Raw genomic sequence first — 13,945 nt, forward strand, 5'->3', positions numbered from 1 at the left:
CCATCCCCTCACAGCCACCGAACCCGTTGCCACAGTGCCCGCCGCAGCCGCCGAACCGGCCGCAAGAGTCCCGCTCCTGCTCCCCACGACCGACCTCCGTGGCCGACATCGCGCACCCGACCTCCACTCAGCTCCTTCGTCGCTGCCCGCCTGAAGCCCAGACGAAAGGCACCCGGAGCCGAAGACCCCACCCCACCCAACCCTCCACCTCGTCATCGCCGCCTCGCCTGAAGTTCGCCCAAACGCCACCGGGTCACCGACAGACCACCCCGAGAACACATTCGCTCTCCGTCGCTGATCCGATCGAAGCTCACCGCAACTCGACCGACAAGCGGACTGCGATCCCGAACCAGCCCCCCTCGTTCACAGCCCACCAAGGCGGAACATCTAGTTGGCGGCCACGCGCAGCCCGAGTGCGACGAGGATTCCTCCGGTGACGCCGTTGATCCACGCTCGGACGTTCGGGCGGGTGAGGAACCGGCGCAGCAGTCCGACGAGGTTGGCCAGCGCCAGGAACCACAAGCCGTTCACGGCCGCCGCGACGAACGCCAGCTCCCCGACGTACGCCCAAGGGGCGCCGCCGCTGATGAACTGCGGTATGAGCGCGGTGAAGAACACGAGGGCCTTCGGGTTGAGCAGGTTGCACAGCAGCCCCGAGCGGAACGCCTCCCAGTGGGTCACCCGCCGGGTCGGCTCCGCTTCGGCGACGGGCTTCGAGCGGTCCTTGAAGGCCGCGTGGATCGAACGGGCGCCGAGGTAGATCAGGTAGATCGCACCCGCGACCTTGACGAAGGTGAACGCGACGACCGAAGCGGCCAGCAGCGTCGACAGACCGACGGCGGTCGCCACCACCCAGACGACGCAGCCGCCGGCGACACCGAGCGCCGTCCACATGCCGCTGCCCCTTCCGCCGAGCATGGCGTTGCGGGTCACAATCGCGAAATCGGGGCCGGGCACGATCGAGGCCACCAGGATCGCCGCGGCGAACACCATGAGCGCGGTCATCAGAGGGCTCCTCTCGGCATGAAGGACTCCATGCTCCCACCACCGGAGCCGCTTTCCCACTGGCATTCCACACCCCGGAGCCGTATGCTCGCCATCATGCGTTCGGTATCCCCGCCCGCCGCCTGAGGCGGGTCTTAACCAACTCCGACGTGTCGGGCCGCGGCCCGACACGCATTGCGGTTGTGCCCGCAGACGAGGTCCATCCTTCCGAATCTCTCTGCAGGAGAACGCGTCTTGTCCACTTCCATCGAAGTCCCCGCACGCCCGCGCGCGTCCGAGTCCGCCGCGCGACGCGGCCTGGTCTTCCTCACCGTCACCGCCCTGACTTGGGGCACGACCGGCACCGCCGCCGATCTCGTCTACCGGGTCAGCGACCTGGGACCGATCGCCGTCTCCTTCTGGCGCCACCTGGGCGGGCTGGCGCTGCTTCTGGCCGTCACCGCCTTCCTGCCGGACGGCGCCAGACGCCGTCCGGCGCGGCCGCTGCGGAACCGCTCGGTTCTGCTGGTCGGCATCGGCATCAGCATGGCGGTCTTCCAGACCGCGTATTTCGCGTCGGTGGACGTGACCGGCGTCGCTGTTGCCACCATCGTCACCCTCGGATCCTGTCCGATCGTCACCGCGGTCGGCGGTCGGCTCTTCCTCGGCGAGCGCATCGGGCGCGGTGGAGCCCTCGCGATCGCCGGGGCGCTCACGGGGCTGGCCATCCTTGTCGGCGGCAACGCTGAAGGCGTCGTCGAGCCGCTCGGGGTCGCACTGGGCCTCCTGTCGGCCGCCGGGTACGCCGGGTTCGCCCTGTTGGGGCGCCTCACCGGCCGGGACGGCAACGGCGAGGACCCGTTCACGCTCACGATGTGGTCGTTCGGGATCGGCGCGGCCGTGCTGCTGCCGCTGGCCTGGTTCGAGGGCCTGGTCCCACACGGCGACGGCATGTGGCGCGTCGTCGCTCTCATGGGATATCTCGCGGTGTTCACGACGGCGCTGGCGTACCCGTTCTATTTCGCGGGCGCGGCCAGGGTGCGGGCGGCGACGGCGTCGGTCATGATGCTCATCGAGCCGGTCACCGCCGCAATGCTGGCGGTCTTCCTGTTGGGGGAGGCGATGACGGCCGCGACGCTGGCGGGGACGCTGATCCTGCTCGGGTCCATCGCCTGCCTCGCCGCTGCCGAGTCGCGACCGGCTTAGAGTCGCCGGGCGCTCCTGCCTCCGACAAGCAACGCGACCGGCGTGAGCAGGAGCGCCCCGATCCACAACACGTTCGGCGCTCCGGCGGCGTCGACGACCAGTCCCCCGGAGAAGGACCCGACCGCGATCGCCAGGTTGAACATCATGGTGTTCAGGCTGGTCGCGATCTCGGCGTCGTCGGGGGCGGCCTCGAGGTACCAGGTCTGGACGGCCGGGGAGACCATGCCGTAGCCGATGCCCCACAGCACCAGGACGGCGATCGCCGAGAAGGCGTCGCCGACGGCGAGGGCCATGAGCGCCATGGACAGGGACATTGCGGCGGCCAGGCCGATGAGGGTGCCCTTGAGGTGCCTGCCGATGAGCGCGCCGGAGGCGACGGTCGCGACGAGCGCGGCGATGCCGAAGACCATGAGCATGCCGCCGATGCCGCCGGGGGCGATGCCGATGCCGGCGAGGATCGGGCTGATGTAGGTGTAGGCGATGAAGTGGCCCGAGACGATCAGGAACGTCAGCGCCAGGCCGATGCGCACGCCCGGGTTGGTGCGCAGCATCCGAGTGAGGGAGCTGAAGCGGACCGTGCCGGTCGAGGGGAGTTTCGGGACGAGGAGGGCGATCGCGGCGAACGTCACCAGGGAGAGGGCGGCGAGGACGGCCAGGGCGGCCCTCCAGCCGAGGTGGCCGCCGATGAAGGTGCCCGCGGGGACCCCGAGGACGGTGGCGGCGCCGATGCCGCCGTAGACGGCGGCGGTGGCACGTGGCACGTAGGTCTCGGGTACGAGACGGACGGCGATGCCGCCGGCTACGGACCAGAACGCGCCGATGCTGACGCCGACGAGGACGCGCGCGGCGATCATGAGGGCGAAGCCGTCGGCCAGCGCGGCGCCGATATTGGCGGCGGAGACGAGGACGGCGAGTGCGAGCAGGACCCGCTTGCGGTCGGCGCGGGCGGTGAGCACGGTGCTCAAGGGCGCGGCGACGGCGGCGACGAGGCCGGGGACGGTGACCATGAGGCCGGCGGTGCCGGCTGTGACGCCGAGGTCGGCGCCGATGGGGGTGAGTAGGCCGATCGGGAGCATCTCGGCGGTCATGACGACGAAGACGCCCAGGGCGACGGCGGCGACGGACAGCCACTGCTTGGTGGTGGGCCGCAGGGCGGTGGTGGGGGCGGCGGGGTGGACTCGTTCGAGGGTGGACACGGCACGGCCTTTCGGTCTCGGTTCTCGGCACGACCCGGCTGGGTCTTCATATGCCGGAACCGGTCCACCACTCGGTCCGTGCTGCGGCGACGCGGGTGGGGTCTGCGCAGGGGCCGGAGGTTCCTCGTTCGAGGCGGTCGGCCGGGGCAAGGGTCGCTTACCCCTCGGCGGTGCGCAGTGCCGTCACCCGGTCCGGACGCTTACGCGCCAGGGGCGTGGCCACTGGCCCAAGGCTAGCACCGACGCAACAGGCATGAAATATTGCGAATATCTCACCGACATGTCTTGAGCGCTAGGGCGTCGGCTCATCGAGATCGGTGTTGCGGTGGCGTGCCACACTCGGTCTGCGTCTGCGCGCACCCCTCGACGGAAGGAACTGAGGCACATGTCGGCTGAAGGCGGCACCAAAGCGATCGTGGCGGCTCTGACCGCGAACACGGGCATCGCGGTCAGCAAGTTCATCGCGGCCGGGATCACCGGTTCGGCGTCGATGTTGGCCGAGGGCGTCCACTCGGTGGCCGACGCGTCCAACCAGGTGCTGCTGCTGATCGGCGGGAAGCGGGCCCGCAGGGAGGCGAGCCCGGCGCACCCGTTCGGGTACGGCCGCGAGCGCTACATCTACGCGTTCATCGTCTCGATCGTGCTGTTCAGCATCGGCGGGCTCTACGCGCTGTACGAGGGGTACGAGAAGCTCTCGCATCCGCATGAGCTCTCGGCGCCGCTCGTCGCGATCGGGGTGCTCGTGGTGGCGATCGTCCTGGAATCGTTCTCGCTGCGCACGGCCATCAAAGAGTCGAACCACGTCCGCGGGAAGCAGTCATGGGTGAAGTTCGTGCGGGGCGCCAAGTCCCCGGAGCTGCCGGTGATCTTGCTCGAGGACATCGGCGCGCTCGTCGGCCTGATCGCGGCTCTGCTCGGCGTCGGCCTGGCGGTCATCACCGGCGACCCGATCTTCGACGCTCTCGGCACCATGGTCATCGGTGCGCTGCTGGTCGCCATCGCGGTGGTGCTCGCCATCGAAATCAAGAGCCTGCTCATCGGCGAGTCGGCGACGCTCGCGAACATCGGCGCGATCGAGGCGGCGATTCTCGCCGACGGGGGGATCACCGACATCATCCACCTCAAGACGCTCCACATCGGCCCGGACGAGCTGCTCGTCGCCGCGAAGATCGGCGTCCTCGATTCCGAGACCGGCGACGAGATCGCCGCCGAGATCAACGCCGCCGAGGAGCGCATCCGCGGGGCCGTGCCGATCGCGACAGCCGTCTACCTCGAACCGGACCTGCGCCGCTCGCCCGTCGAGTAGCTAGGCTCGTTGCATGGCGAAACTGGTGCTGGACCTGCACGACATCTACAACAAGGGCTCCCAGATCGACCGTGCGCTGAGGGAGGTCATCGACGAGGCGATCGCCAAGAAGATCGACCTCGTCGAGATCATCCCCGGCAAGGGCTCGGGGCAGCTCAAGAAGAAGGTGCTGCGGTTCCTCGACCAGAAGGAGATCAAGGCGCTCTACCACCGCGTCGACAAGGACTCCAAGAACTTCGGGCGCCTGTTCGTCCACTTCAAGCACAAGCAGCGCAAGAAGTGACGCCGGGGCGCCGCGCCCCCTCGCGGCACCCGGTTCGCGCTCAGTCGAGACGGTCGGACTCGGCCCCGAGCAGCTCGAGCAGCCGCAGCACCGGTACCCGGTAGCTGTGGCCGATCCTCAGGACCTGCACCGGGAACCGCCCTTCCTTGGCCAGCCTGTAGGCCACGGTCCTGCCGATGCCCAGGACCTGCGCGGCCGTCTCGACGTTCGTCATCACCCCGAGCGCCTTGACGCGCTCGACGGTCCAGACCTCGCCGGTAGCGACGCTCGAAGGCTCCACCTTCACATCCGGTGCCATGCTCTCCCCTTCGTCACGGTCGGCGAACCGCCGACAAGGACCAGTCGACCCGACCCGACATCGAATGTCCATAGCGAGGCCTCGTATTCACCCGCCCGCGTGTCATCGGGGCGACCGCCCCCGATCGACCCCCGGAAAAAATAGGCTAGCCTTACCTCATGTTTGATGACGTCGGGCTGAACGGCCGCGCCCTAGAACTCGTCACCCCCTGACCCCGCCAGCGCGACCGGTCACCCCGGCCGCGAGCATCACCTGCTTCCTTCCTACGGCGACGATGTTCCCTGTCACCGTCGGGGCGCCGGTCGCGCTGGCGGCCCTCCACCTCACCCGGGTCGCCTCCCAGACCTCCTGTGGCCGTCGTCGGAGTCATCGCGTTCGTCGGGCTGGTTGCGCCGCACGAGCGCGCCGCCTGAGATACGGTTCGCACAACGGGACTATCGGGTGGCGTGGGACCGGCCTCGAGCACGATGCGGACCCGGATGAGTCGAAGGTGCAATTGGGAATGCGGCAGTATGCGATGCTGGTGTCGCCGTCGGCGAACCGCGTGTACGCGCGGACCGCGGCGAGGATGATGAAGAACGAGATCGGCGTCTTCGACCATCGCCTGCTGGACGCCTCGATCGAGGGACTCGAAGAGACCGAGTTCGCCGGCATCCCGTATCTCGCCTTCTACGCAGACTCATTGAGCGAACGCGATCGCGCATGCCTGGCGAACCTGTCGTCGCTCTTCGCGCTGTACGAAGTCCACGGGTCGATGCTGGAGCCGATCCCGGTCGAGCGTCTCGACCGGTACGAGGACGACCTGATATCGATCCTGAAGTACGTCGGCAAGACGAACGAGCAGTTCACCAAGCTGCTGCTGAACGTGACGGCCGCGGCCGCCTGTTCGGCGGCTCGGCGGGCACGGAAGGGGCCCGTGGCGGAGCGGCTGTCGCTGTGCGCCGTCCACCACGAGCCCTGGTCGTCAGCCGAGCCGCACCGCGGCCAGGTGTTGGATGTCTGTCGTGGGCAGCTTGTGGTCCAGTGGCACCCAGAGGAGGAAGTCGAAGTCCTGCGACTGGCCCGCGGATATGTGGCGGTCGTCCTGGGAGTAGAGGTAGGCCTGGCGCCCGTCGTGGTGTTTGATCACAAAGGACGAGGTCTCGATCCGTGCGCTGGAAGGGAGGTCGAAGGTGGCGCGCCACTGCTTGACCTCGGTCCGCCCCGCGGTGAGGGTCAGCCTGTAGGAGTACTCCCAGCCTCGGCCCGGCTCCCAGGTCTCGTCGGGGTGGTCTTTTCGGGGGACGATCTTCGCCTGTATCCAGTCGTACTGCTCGGGTATGTCCTGGTGGCGCACCTGTCCGGCGGAGTCCTGCACCTGGAGGCCGCCGAGTTTGAGCCTGCCCCCGCCGACCCGATCGGATCTGACCTGTTTCAGGTAGTCGCCGGAGACCGGCTTGCTCTGTGTCGAAGCGGTCAGGTCGAGCTTGTTGACGTACCCGGCGGTGTCGACGGCGTAGAGGTAGCCGGCGGTGTCGAAGAAGACCGCCGAGTACAGACCGCGCTCGCCCGATTCGGGAGCCTCGGCCTTGGGAAAGCATCCCTTGGCGAGCACCTGCTTGAGCGGGTTGGCGGATGTGTCGATGCGGATCAGTGACCCGTCGTCGCCGTCAACGGCGTAGAGCCGGTGGTCGTTGGGGTGGTACGCCCAGTCGTACCAGCCTCCCGAACCGGCGGGATTGAGCTGAGTGACCTTCGGCGGGTCGGCGGCGACGTTGACACGCACCGCCGGCTGCTGCGGACCGGCGGCGATGATGTAGGTGTCGCCGTCAGGTTCGAAGTCACCGTTGACGTAGGACATGCCGCGCTCGGGCATCCCGGTGAGCTGCTTCTCGTCGAGGACTCTGCCGGTCCGGGCGTCGATGACCAGCATCGTGTCCGACCCCTGCTTCATCGCATACAGCTTGCCGTCCTTGACGCGCAGGGCCAAGGCGTCGTAGCCGGCCTTGTACGGTGTGGCGTTCTCGACTTTGGCGACCAGACCCGAGTACGGGTTCAAGGTGTAGAGCGTCGTGTCGGTCGCGCCGACCGCGAGATAGGTGTATGCGTTCTGCAGTTGCTGGTCCGTGGTGGCGGTTGCGCCTTGCTCGGTGATGGCCATTTGCCCTCGGTCCTCTCTATGGATCGGGTCGCCGTTCAGGCGTCGTCGTTGTAGTGGACTGTGGAAGTCACGCCGAGGACGGTGGGATTCCGGGTGCCCGGCGCGTCGAACGTCGGCGCCCCGCTCCTGGTCGAGCAGTGGTCGTGCCATGTCCCCGTGGAACGCACGCGTTCGATAGACCACCTGAAGTTAACTTCGATGCTTTCGACCCGCCGGGGAACTGCGCCGAAACCGGCTCGCCTGTCGGACACCCGACAGAACCGCTTGGCCGACTGAGGCCGTGAACCCTGTACGGGCACCGTGGGCGAACGCTTCGGCACCTTCTATCGGCCGCCGGGAACGCACGAGCACGAAGTCGGGCTGATTTGAGGTGTCGTCCTGCGGACCGATGACGGCGGATCCCGGATTCGGCCATGAAAGAACCCTGGCCAACTCCTCCTGGGCGACACTGAGGTCATGGGCAGCTCGATCGCGAACCCGTTCGGCCTCGGCGGTCATCGAGGTGACCGCGATGGCTTTCAGCGGCGCTCGGTCTCCCAGCGCTCCATGAGTGAGGGCAGGGAGTTCTTTGGCGAGCCAGGCGAAGAACTCGTGCAGGTCGCACGGCCGGTCATGCGAACCTGTGGACAGGCGAACGGCAAGCGAGAACCAGAAGAGCCGGTCCCCTCTTTCGAGGAAACCGGCTCTCAGCTGGACTTTCTTTGTAGCGGGAGGCGGATTTGAACCACCGACCTCCAGGTTATGAGCCTGGCGAGCTACCGAGCTGCTCTATCCCGCGTCGTTGTAATAAGAGTACATGATGCTGGAATGGGGCTGCAAGGGAGGGTTCGGTGAGCGCGGTCACTACGCATTTGTGCGCGTTTTTGAGCAGACGATGCGCACAGATGAGCCGAACGAGACCCGCACCGTGCCCGGCTCCTAGAAGCCGAGCCGTTCGAGCAGCTTCGGGTCGCGCTGCCAGTCCTTGGCGACCCTCACGTGCAGGTCGAGGTAGACGCGGCTGTCGATGAGCTGGGCGATGCCCTTGCGGGCCTTGGTGCCGACGCGCTTGAGACGGTCGCCGCCCTTGCCGATGATGATGCCCTTCTGGCTGGCGCGCTCGACGTAGATCTCTGCCCAGATCTTCTTGCGCGGCCCGCCGTCGGACTCCTCGTCCTCGATGTCTTCGATGACGACGGCGATGGAGTGCGGCAGCTCGTCACGGACGCCTTCGAGAGCGGCCTCGCGGATGAGCTCGGCGATCATGACCCGCTCCGGCTCCTCGGAGATCATGCCGTCCGGGTACAGCTGCGGCGACTCCGGAAGGTGGCCCGACAGGACGCTGACGAGCTCTTCGAGGTTCTCGCCGGTCTTGGCCGAGACGGGCACGACGTCGGCGAAGTCGGCCAGTTCGGCGACGTTCGTCAGGTGCTTCACGAGCGCGTCCTTGCTCACCAGGTCGATCTTGGTGACGACGGCGACGACCTTGGCCTTCAGGGCCTTGATCTCGTTTGCGATGAACCGGTCGCCGGGTCCGGGCTTCTCGTTGGCCGGCAGGCACAGCCCGATGACGTCGACTTCGGACCAAGTCTGGCGCACCAGGTCGTTGAGCCGCTCGCCGAGGAGCGTGCGCGGACGGTGCAGACCGGGCGTGTCGACGAGGATGAGCTGAGAGTCGGGCTGGTGGAGGATCGCGCGGACCACGTGGCGGGTGGTCTGCGGGCGGTTGGAGGTGATCGCGATCTTCTGGCCCATGATCGCGTTCGTCAGCGTCGACTTTCCGGCGTTCGGGCGGCCGATGAAGCAGGCGAATCCGGCGTGGAAGTTATTGTCAGACAACGCGGGTCACCTCTTTGCGGATGACCGAGTAGACGGTCACGCCGTCAGCGAGGTCGCGGGCGGCCCCGATGCCCTCTTCATCGCCGTCGGCGCCGAAGATCACCGCCGCTTCGAGCGTGTCGGCTCCGGCCGCGTACGCCTGGGCCACGGCCGCCTGGAGCGCGCTGAGGCGCAGCGACGGGAGGTCGACCGCCGCCGAGGCGTAGGTGCGGCCGATGCCGTCTCGGACAGCGGCGCCGGTGGGCTGCTGGACCCGTCCGGCCGCCCCCCGGGCGAGCGTGACGAGCTTCGCGTCCTCGGCGTCGAGGGCGTCGACGGTCAGGTCAGACATTGATTTTGTGCCTCTCATCGTTCGTGGATGCCGTGTCGGGCCTGACGGTGTCGTCGGCCTCGGGCAGGCGGGAGACGCGCACCGTCTCGATGCGGTTGCGGCGGCCAACGGTACCCTCCGCGGTCAGCTCGAGCCCGGCCAGGACCGCGCGGTCGCCGGCGAGCGGGACCTTCCCCAGCTCGTGGGCGAGGAGCCCGGCGACGGTGTCGACGTCGACCTCGGGAGGCTCGACGTCGAACAGTTCCGCCAGGTCGTCCACGGAGAGCCGTGCGGTGACGCGGGCGGAGCGGTCGTCGAGCCAGGCTACGGGCGGAAGCTCGTCGTCGTACTCGTCGGTGATCTCGCCGACGATCTCCTCGAGGATGTCTTCGATGGTGACCAGTCCGGCGGTGCCGCCGTACTCGTCGACGACCATGGCGATGTGGATGCGGGCGGTCTGCATCTCGCGCAGGAGGTCGTCGACCGGTTTAGAGTCGGGCACGAACGAGACCGAGCGCATCACCTCGGCGACGGCCGGGTTCACGCCTTCGAGCTTGGCGAGGTCCTTGAGGTAGGCGACGCCGCGGACGTCGTCGAGGTCCTCGCCGACGACGGGGATGCGAGAGAAGCCCGACCGCAGGGCGACCTCTTTGGCCTCGGTGGCGCTCACGTCGGCCCTGACCCACACCATCGCGGTGCGCGGCACCATGACCTCGCGGGCGACGGTCTCGCCCAAGGCGAACACCGATTCGATCATGTCGCGCTCGTCGTGGTCGACAGTGCCCGAGGCCTCGGCGGCGTCGACCAGCTCGCGGATCTCGATCTGGGAGGTCGCGAACGGGCCCTCGCGGAAGCCCTTCCCGGGAGTGACCGCGTTGCCGACGAGGATGAGCAGGCGTGCGAGCGGCCCGAGGGCGGTGCCGAGCAGGTAGACCGGGCCGGCGAGGGCCAGCGCGATCGGGTAGGCGTGTTGGCGGCCGATGGTGCGCGGGCCGACGCCTATGGCCACGAAGGACACGACGGTCATGATCGCGGCGGCGACGCCGACGGCGAACCACGATGCGTCCCAGGTGTTGAACGCGAGCACTGCGACGAGCGCTATCGCGGTGGCCTCGCAGGCGACGCGCAGGAGGATCAGGAGGTTCAGGTGCCGCGGCAGGTCCTCGGTGATGCGGACGAGCGCGGCGGCCCCGCGCCGGTGCTGTTCGGCGAGTTCGGCTGAGCGGGCGGGCGAGACGGTGGTGAGTGCCGAGTCGACCATGGCGGCGAGGCCGGCGATGAAGACGAGTGCGACGGCTGTGGCCAGCAGCGTGTAGGCGTAGCCCATCGTGTCCTAACTCTCCGTGCTCTGGGCGGCTCGTCGTTTGACGCGCCAGGCTTCGAGCAGTCGGTTCTGCAGGCCGAACATCTCCTTGGCCTGCTCGGGTTCGGCATGGTCGTAGCCGAGGATGTGGAGCACGCCGTGGACGGTGAGCATGTGCAGCTCGTCCGCGGTGGAGTGCCCGGCATCCTTGGCTTGGGACTCGGCGACGTCGGGCGAGAGCACGAGGTCGCCGAGGACCGGCATGGTCGGCTCCGTGGAGTCGGGCCGGGTCGGCATGGCGTCGTCCATCGGGAAGGAGAGGACGTCGGTGGGCCCGGTGCCGCCCATCCAGCGACGGTTGAGCTCGGTCATGTGGTCGAGGTCGACGACGAGGATCGAGAGCTCGGCGAGCGGGTTGACGCCCATCTCGGTCAGCGCGAAGCCCGCGACGGCGGTGATGCCCGCCTCGTCGACGTCGCTGCCGGACTCATTGTTGATCTCGATGCCCATCGTTTCACCGCTGCCTGTTCTGGTGGTCGTCCTTCTTGGCGTCCCACTTCTCGTAGGCGTTCACGATATCGCTGACCAGTTGGTGTCTCACGACGTCCTGGGCCGAGAGCGAGGCGAAGTAGAGGTCGTCGACCTCAGTGAGGATGTCTCGGACTGCGCGGAGCCCGGAGGGGTTGCCACGCGGCAGGTCGATCTGGGTGACATCGCCGGTGACGACCATTTTCGAGCCGAAGCCGAGTCGTGTGAGGAACATCTTCATCTGCTCGGGCGTGGTGTTCTGCGCCTCGTCGAGGATGATGAACGCGTCATTGATGGTTCTTCCGCGCATGAACGCCAGCGGAGCGACTTCGATCGTTCCGGCTTCCATGAGCTTGGGGATCGAACCCGGATCGATCATGTCGTGGAGCGCGTCGTAGAGCGGGCGCAGGTAGGGGTCGATCTTCTCACCGAGGGTGCCCGGCAGGAAGCCGAGCTTCTCGCCGGCTTCGACGGCGGGCCGGGTCAGGATGATCCGGGTGACCTCCTTGGCCTGGAGGGCCTGCACGGCCTTGGCCATGGCCAGGTAGGTCTTGCCGGTTCCGGCCGGGCCGATGCCGAAGACGATGGTGTGCTCGTCGATGGCCTCGACGTAGCGCTTCTGCCCGAGGGTCTTGGGCCGGATCGTCTTGCCGCGGCGGGAGACGATGTTGTGCGTGAGCACGTCCACGGGCCGTTCGGCGGGGGCGGCTTCGAGCATGTTCTCGGTTCGCCGGATGATGTCGGGATCGACGTTCTCGCCGTTCTCGATCAAGGCGAGCAGCTCCTTCACGAGTCGTTCGGCCGCGTGGGCTTTGCCGTTGAAGCCGGTGATGGTGATCGTGTCGCCGCGGACGTGCAGGTCGACGCCGGGGTTCTGACGTTCGATGTAGCGGAGGTTCTCGTCGGCGCGGCCGAGCAGGGCCATGAGCGCCCGCTGGTCGGCGACGGTGATCGTCGAGGTGATCTGGCCGGTAGACGTAGAGCGGTCGGTCATAGGCTTCGCCCCTGCGGGCTGTTCGCCACCTGCTTCCCAAAGGAGATGAACTGCGGCCTGGTATCGGCCGCTCGGTGTCGCCTCAATGGTAGTTCCCATGGAGGTCCCGAGACAACGTGAAAACCGGACCGCGCAGTGGTTTCAAGCGGAGATCATCGGGCCGAGCGGTTTGCCGCCGAACACGTGGAGATGCATGTGGAAGACCTCTTGGCCGGCGTCGGGGCCGGAGTTGGCGAGCAGGCGCCAGCCGGAGCCGGTGACACCTTCGTCGTCGGCGACGGCGGCGGCGACGGCGAGGGTCTCGGCGGCCAGTTCCGGGTCGGCGTGGACCAGGTCGGCGACATCGGCGTAGTGGTCCTTGGGAATGACCAGCACGTGCGTGGGCGTCTTCGGGTTGATGTCGCGGAAGGCGAGGACCCGCTGGGTCTCGCGTACCCGCTTGGACGGGATCTCGCCGGCGACGATCTTGCAGAACAGGCAGTCGTTGTCGTTCATGGGGCCGATCCTAGTCACCGGCGAGACCGCGCCGCTATCGGAAACGCACGTCGGCCCAGGAGGCGATAGTGCCGGTAGCCGAAGAGGTGGCTTCGGAGTCACGCACGTTGACCTGTCAGGGCCTGTCCTGCTCCCCCTACCTCAGCGCCCGTTCTTGGCTTCATTGGCGTAGAAGCCGAATCCCGCGCCACCGATGCCGAGTGCGGCGATCACGAGTTCGGCGACGAGTCGAATCCGACCGGAACGGGGCCTTGAGCGAACGGTGTCAGTCATGAGGACCCCCAACGGGTTCGAGGAGTGACACGTATCACTATCCTAACTGAACCGACGCGATTCCGCGGTCCTCCGAACGGGTGTCACCATCGACCCAGTCGGGCTTGGAGAACCGCCGATGCGGCGGCTCCTGCGGTGGAGGTGCGCAGGACGGTCTCGCCCAAGCGGATCGGCTCGCCGAACTCGGCCAGCGCGCGCAGTTCCTCGGGGCTGATGGAGCCCTCGGGTCCTATGACGAGCGCGATCTCTCCGCTCTCGGCGAGGTTCACCGCCGACAACGGGGTCGGCGCCTCGGCGTCGAGCACGAGGACCTGCGCGGCTTCGCGGAGGCGTGCGAGGAGCTGCTTGGTCGTGTGGAGCTCGGCGACGCGCGCGAGGTGGGCGCGGCGGGCCTGCTTGGTGGCCTCGCGGGCGGTGGCGACCCATTTGCCGCGGGCCTTCTCGCCGCGCGGGCCCTTCCATTGGGTGATGGATCGTGATGCGGCCCAGGGGATCACCTCGTCGACGCCGATCTCGGTGAGCATCTGGACGGCGCGTTCGCCCCTGTCGCCCTTGGGGAGGGCCTGCACGACGGTGAGTTTCGGGTCGGGGGCGGGGACGGTACTCCGGTCGAGGACCTCCAGTGTGAGGCTGCCGCGTTCGGCTGCGGTGACGCGGGCACGGGCGAGGCCGCCCGCGCCGTCGGAGAGCGTCAGCGTCTCGCCGGGCCGGATGCGCTGGACGTCGGCGGCGTGGTGCCCTTCAGGGCCGTCGAGGACGAAGCCGTCGGCGCTCGGCAGCGCATCGACCAGGAAGACCGAATCCACAGCGG

At 67.9% G+C, this 13,945-nt stretch carries 17 protein-coding genes and 1 tRNA gene; 4 read left to right on the forward strand and 14 right to left on the reverse strand.

Annotated features, from left to right (window positions below):
- Positions 1–387: 387 nt before the first annotated feature.
- Positions 388–1,005, reverse strand: a complete 618-nt coding sequence (locus L0U85_RS17110; RefSeq protein ID WP_241378971.1) for a LysE family translocator — start codon at positions 1,003–1,005, stop codon at positions 388–390.
- Between the two features lie 234 nt (positions 1,006–1,239).
- Between L0U85_RS17110 and L0U85_RS17115 the strand changes: the two genes are divergently transcribed.
- Entirely contained in the window at positions 1,240–2,190 is a 951-nt protein-coding gene (locus tag L0U85_RS17115; RefSeq protein ID WP_241378972.1) for an EamA family transporter, read from the forward strand.
- Here the strand turns inward: L0U85_RS17115 and L0U85_RS17120 are convergent.
- On the reverse strand, positions 2,187–3,386 hold the full coding sequence (locus L0U85_RS17120) for an MFS transporter (protein WP_241378973.1): 1,200 nt from the start codon (positions 3,384–3,386) through the stop codon (positions 2,187–2,189). The two genes, L0U85_RS17115 and L0U85_RS17120, sit on opposite strands and share 4 nt — an antisense overlap.
- 385 nt (positions 3,387–3,771) lie before the next feature.
- Between L0U85_RS17120 and L0U85_RS17125 the strand changes: the two genes are divergently transcribed.
- Complete coding sequence (locus L0U85_RS17125; RefSeq protein ID WP_241378974.1) at positions 3,772–4,692, forward strand: cation diffusion facilitator family transporter; 921 nt, start codon at positions 3,772–3,774, stop codon at positions 4,690–4,692.
- 13 nt (positions 4,693–4,705) lie between these two features.
- Positions 4,706–4,975 carry a Smr/MutS family protein gene (locus L0U85_RS17130; protein ID WP_241378975.1) on the forward strand — a complete coding sequence of 90 codons (270 nt, stop codon included), beginning with the start codon at positions 4,706–4,708 and terminating at the stop codon, positions 4,973–4,975.
- 40 nt (positions 4,976–5,015) lie between these two features.
- Here L0U85_RS17130 and L0U85_RS17135 read toward each other — a convergent pair whose 3' ends face one another.
- From L0U85_RS17135 to L0U85_RS20865, 3 genes are all read right to left on the reverse strand, one after another.
- The gene (locus L0U85_RS17135) at positions 5,016–5,273 is read right to left on the reverse strand and encodes a helix-turn-helix domain-containing protein (RefSeq protein WP_241378976.1); all 258 of its coding nucleotides are present in this window, start codon (positions 5,271–5,273) and stop codon (positions 5,016–5,018) included.
- A 964-nt stretch (positions 5,274–6,237) separates the two neighbouring features.
- On the reverse strand, positions 6,238–7,413 hold the full coding sequence (locus tag L0U85_RS17140; RefSeq protein ID WP_241378977.1) for a hypothetical protein: 1,176 nt from the start codon (positions 7,411–7,413) through the stop codon (positions 6,238–6,240).
- A gap of 35 nt (positions 7,414–7,448) precedes the next feature.
- Positions 7,449–7,580, reverse strand: a complete 132-nt coding sequence (locus tag L0U85_RS20865; protein ID WP_277605971.1) for a hypothetical protein — start codon at positions 7,578–7,580, stop codon at positions 7,449–7,451.
- 289 nt (positions 7,581–7,869) lie between these two features.
- Between L0U85_RS20865 and L0U85_RS17145 the strand changes: the two genes are divergently transcribed.
- Positions 7,870–8,136, forward strand: a complete 267-nt coding sequence (locus L0U85_RS17145) for a hypothetical protein (protein WP_241378978.1) — start codon at positions 7,870–7,872, stop codon at positions 8,134–8,136.
- Here L0U85_RS17145 and L0U85_RS17150 read toward each other — a convergent pair.
- The 9 genes from L0U85_RS17150 to L0U85_RS17185 all read right to left on the reverse strand — a co-directional run bounded on the left by L0U85_RS17150 (position 8,118) and on the right by L0U85_RS17185 (position 13,940).
- Positions 8,118–8,191 (reverse strand) — tRNA-Met (locus L0U85_RS17150). The two genes, L0U85_RS17145 and L0U85_RS17150, sit on opposite strands and share 19 nt — an antisense overlap.
- Positions 8,192–8,331: 140 nt before the next feature.
- Positions 8,332–9,231, reverse strand: a complete 900-nt coding sequence (gene era, locus L0U85_RS17155) for a GTPase Era (protein ID WP_241378979.1) — start codon at positions 9,229–9,231, stop codon at positions 8,332–8,334.
- Positions 9,224–9,562 carry a cytidine deaminase gene (locus L0U85_RS17160; RefSeq protein ID WP_241378980.1) on the reverse strand — a complete coding sequence of 113 codons (339 nt, stop codon included), beginning with the start codon at positions 9,560–9,562 and terminating at the stop codon, positions 9,224–9,226. Before L0U85_RS17160 ends, era begins: the two co-directional genes overlap by 8 nt.
- Positions 9,555–10,868, reverse strand: coding sequence for a hemolysin family protein (locus L0U85_RS17165; protein WP_241378981.1), 1,314 nt, complete (start codon positions 10,866–10,868; stop codon positions 9,555–9,557). Before L0U85_RS17165 ends, L0U85_RS17160 begins: the two co-directional genes overlap by 8 nt.
- Before the next feature lie 6 nt (positions 10,869–10,874).
- Complete coding sequence (ybeY, locus tag L0U85_RS17170; protein WP_241378982.1) at positions 10,875–11,354, reverse strand: rRNA maturation RNase YbeY; 480 nt, start codon at positions 11,352–11,354, stop codon at positions 10,875–10,877.
- 4 nt (positions 11,355–11,358) lie between these two features.
- Complete coding sequence (locus tag L0U85_RS17175; RefSeq protein ID WP_241378983.1) at positions 11,359–12,366, reverse strand: PhoH family protein; 1,008 nt, start codon at positions 12,364–12,366, stop codon at positions 11,359–11,361.
- A gap of 141 nt (positions 12,367–12,507) precedes the next feature.
- Positions 12,508–12,861 carry a histidine triad nucleotide-binding protein gene (locus L0U85_RS17180; RefSeq protein ID WP_241378984.1) on the reverse strand — a complete coding sequence of 118 codons (354 nt, stop codon included), beginning with the start codon at positions 12,859–12,861 and terminating at the stop codon, positions 12,508–12,510.
- Positions 12,862–13,002: 141 nt separating this feature from the next.
- Positions 13,003–13,134, reverse strand: a complete 132-nt coding sequence (locus L0U85_RS20870) for a hypothetical protein (protein ID WP_277605972.1) — start codon at positions 13,132–13,134, stop codon at positions 13,003–13,005.
- 83 nt (positions 13,135–13,217) lie between these two features.
- Positions 13,218–13,940 (reverse strand): 16S rRNA (uracil(1498)-N(3))-methyltransferase, encoded by a 723-nt coding sequence (locus L0U85_RS17185; protein ID WP_241378985.1) that lies wholly within the window; start codon positions 13,938–13,940, stop codon positions 13,218–13,220.
- Between the last annotated feature and the right edge of the window lie 5 nt (positions 13,941–13,945).

The sequence above is a fragment of the Glycomyces sp. L485 genome (assembly GCF_022548875.1).
Lineage (GTDB): Bacteria > Actinomycetota > Actinomycetes > Mycobacteriales > Micromonosporaceae > Glycomyces.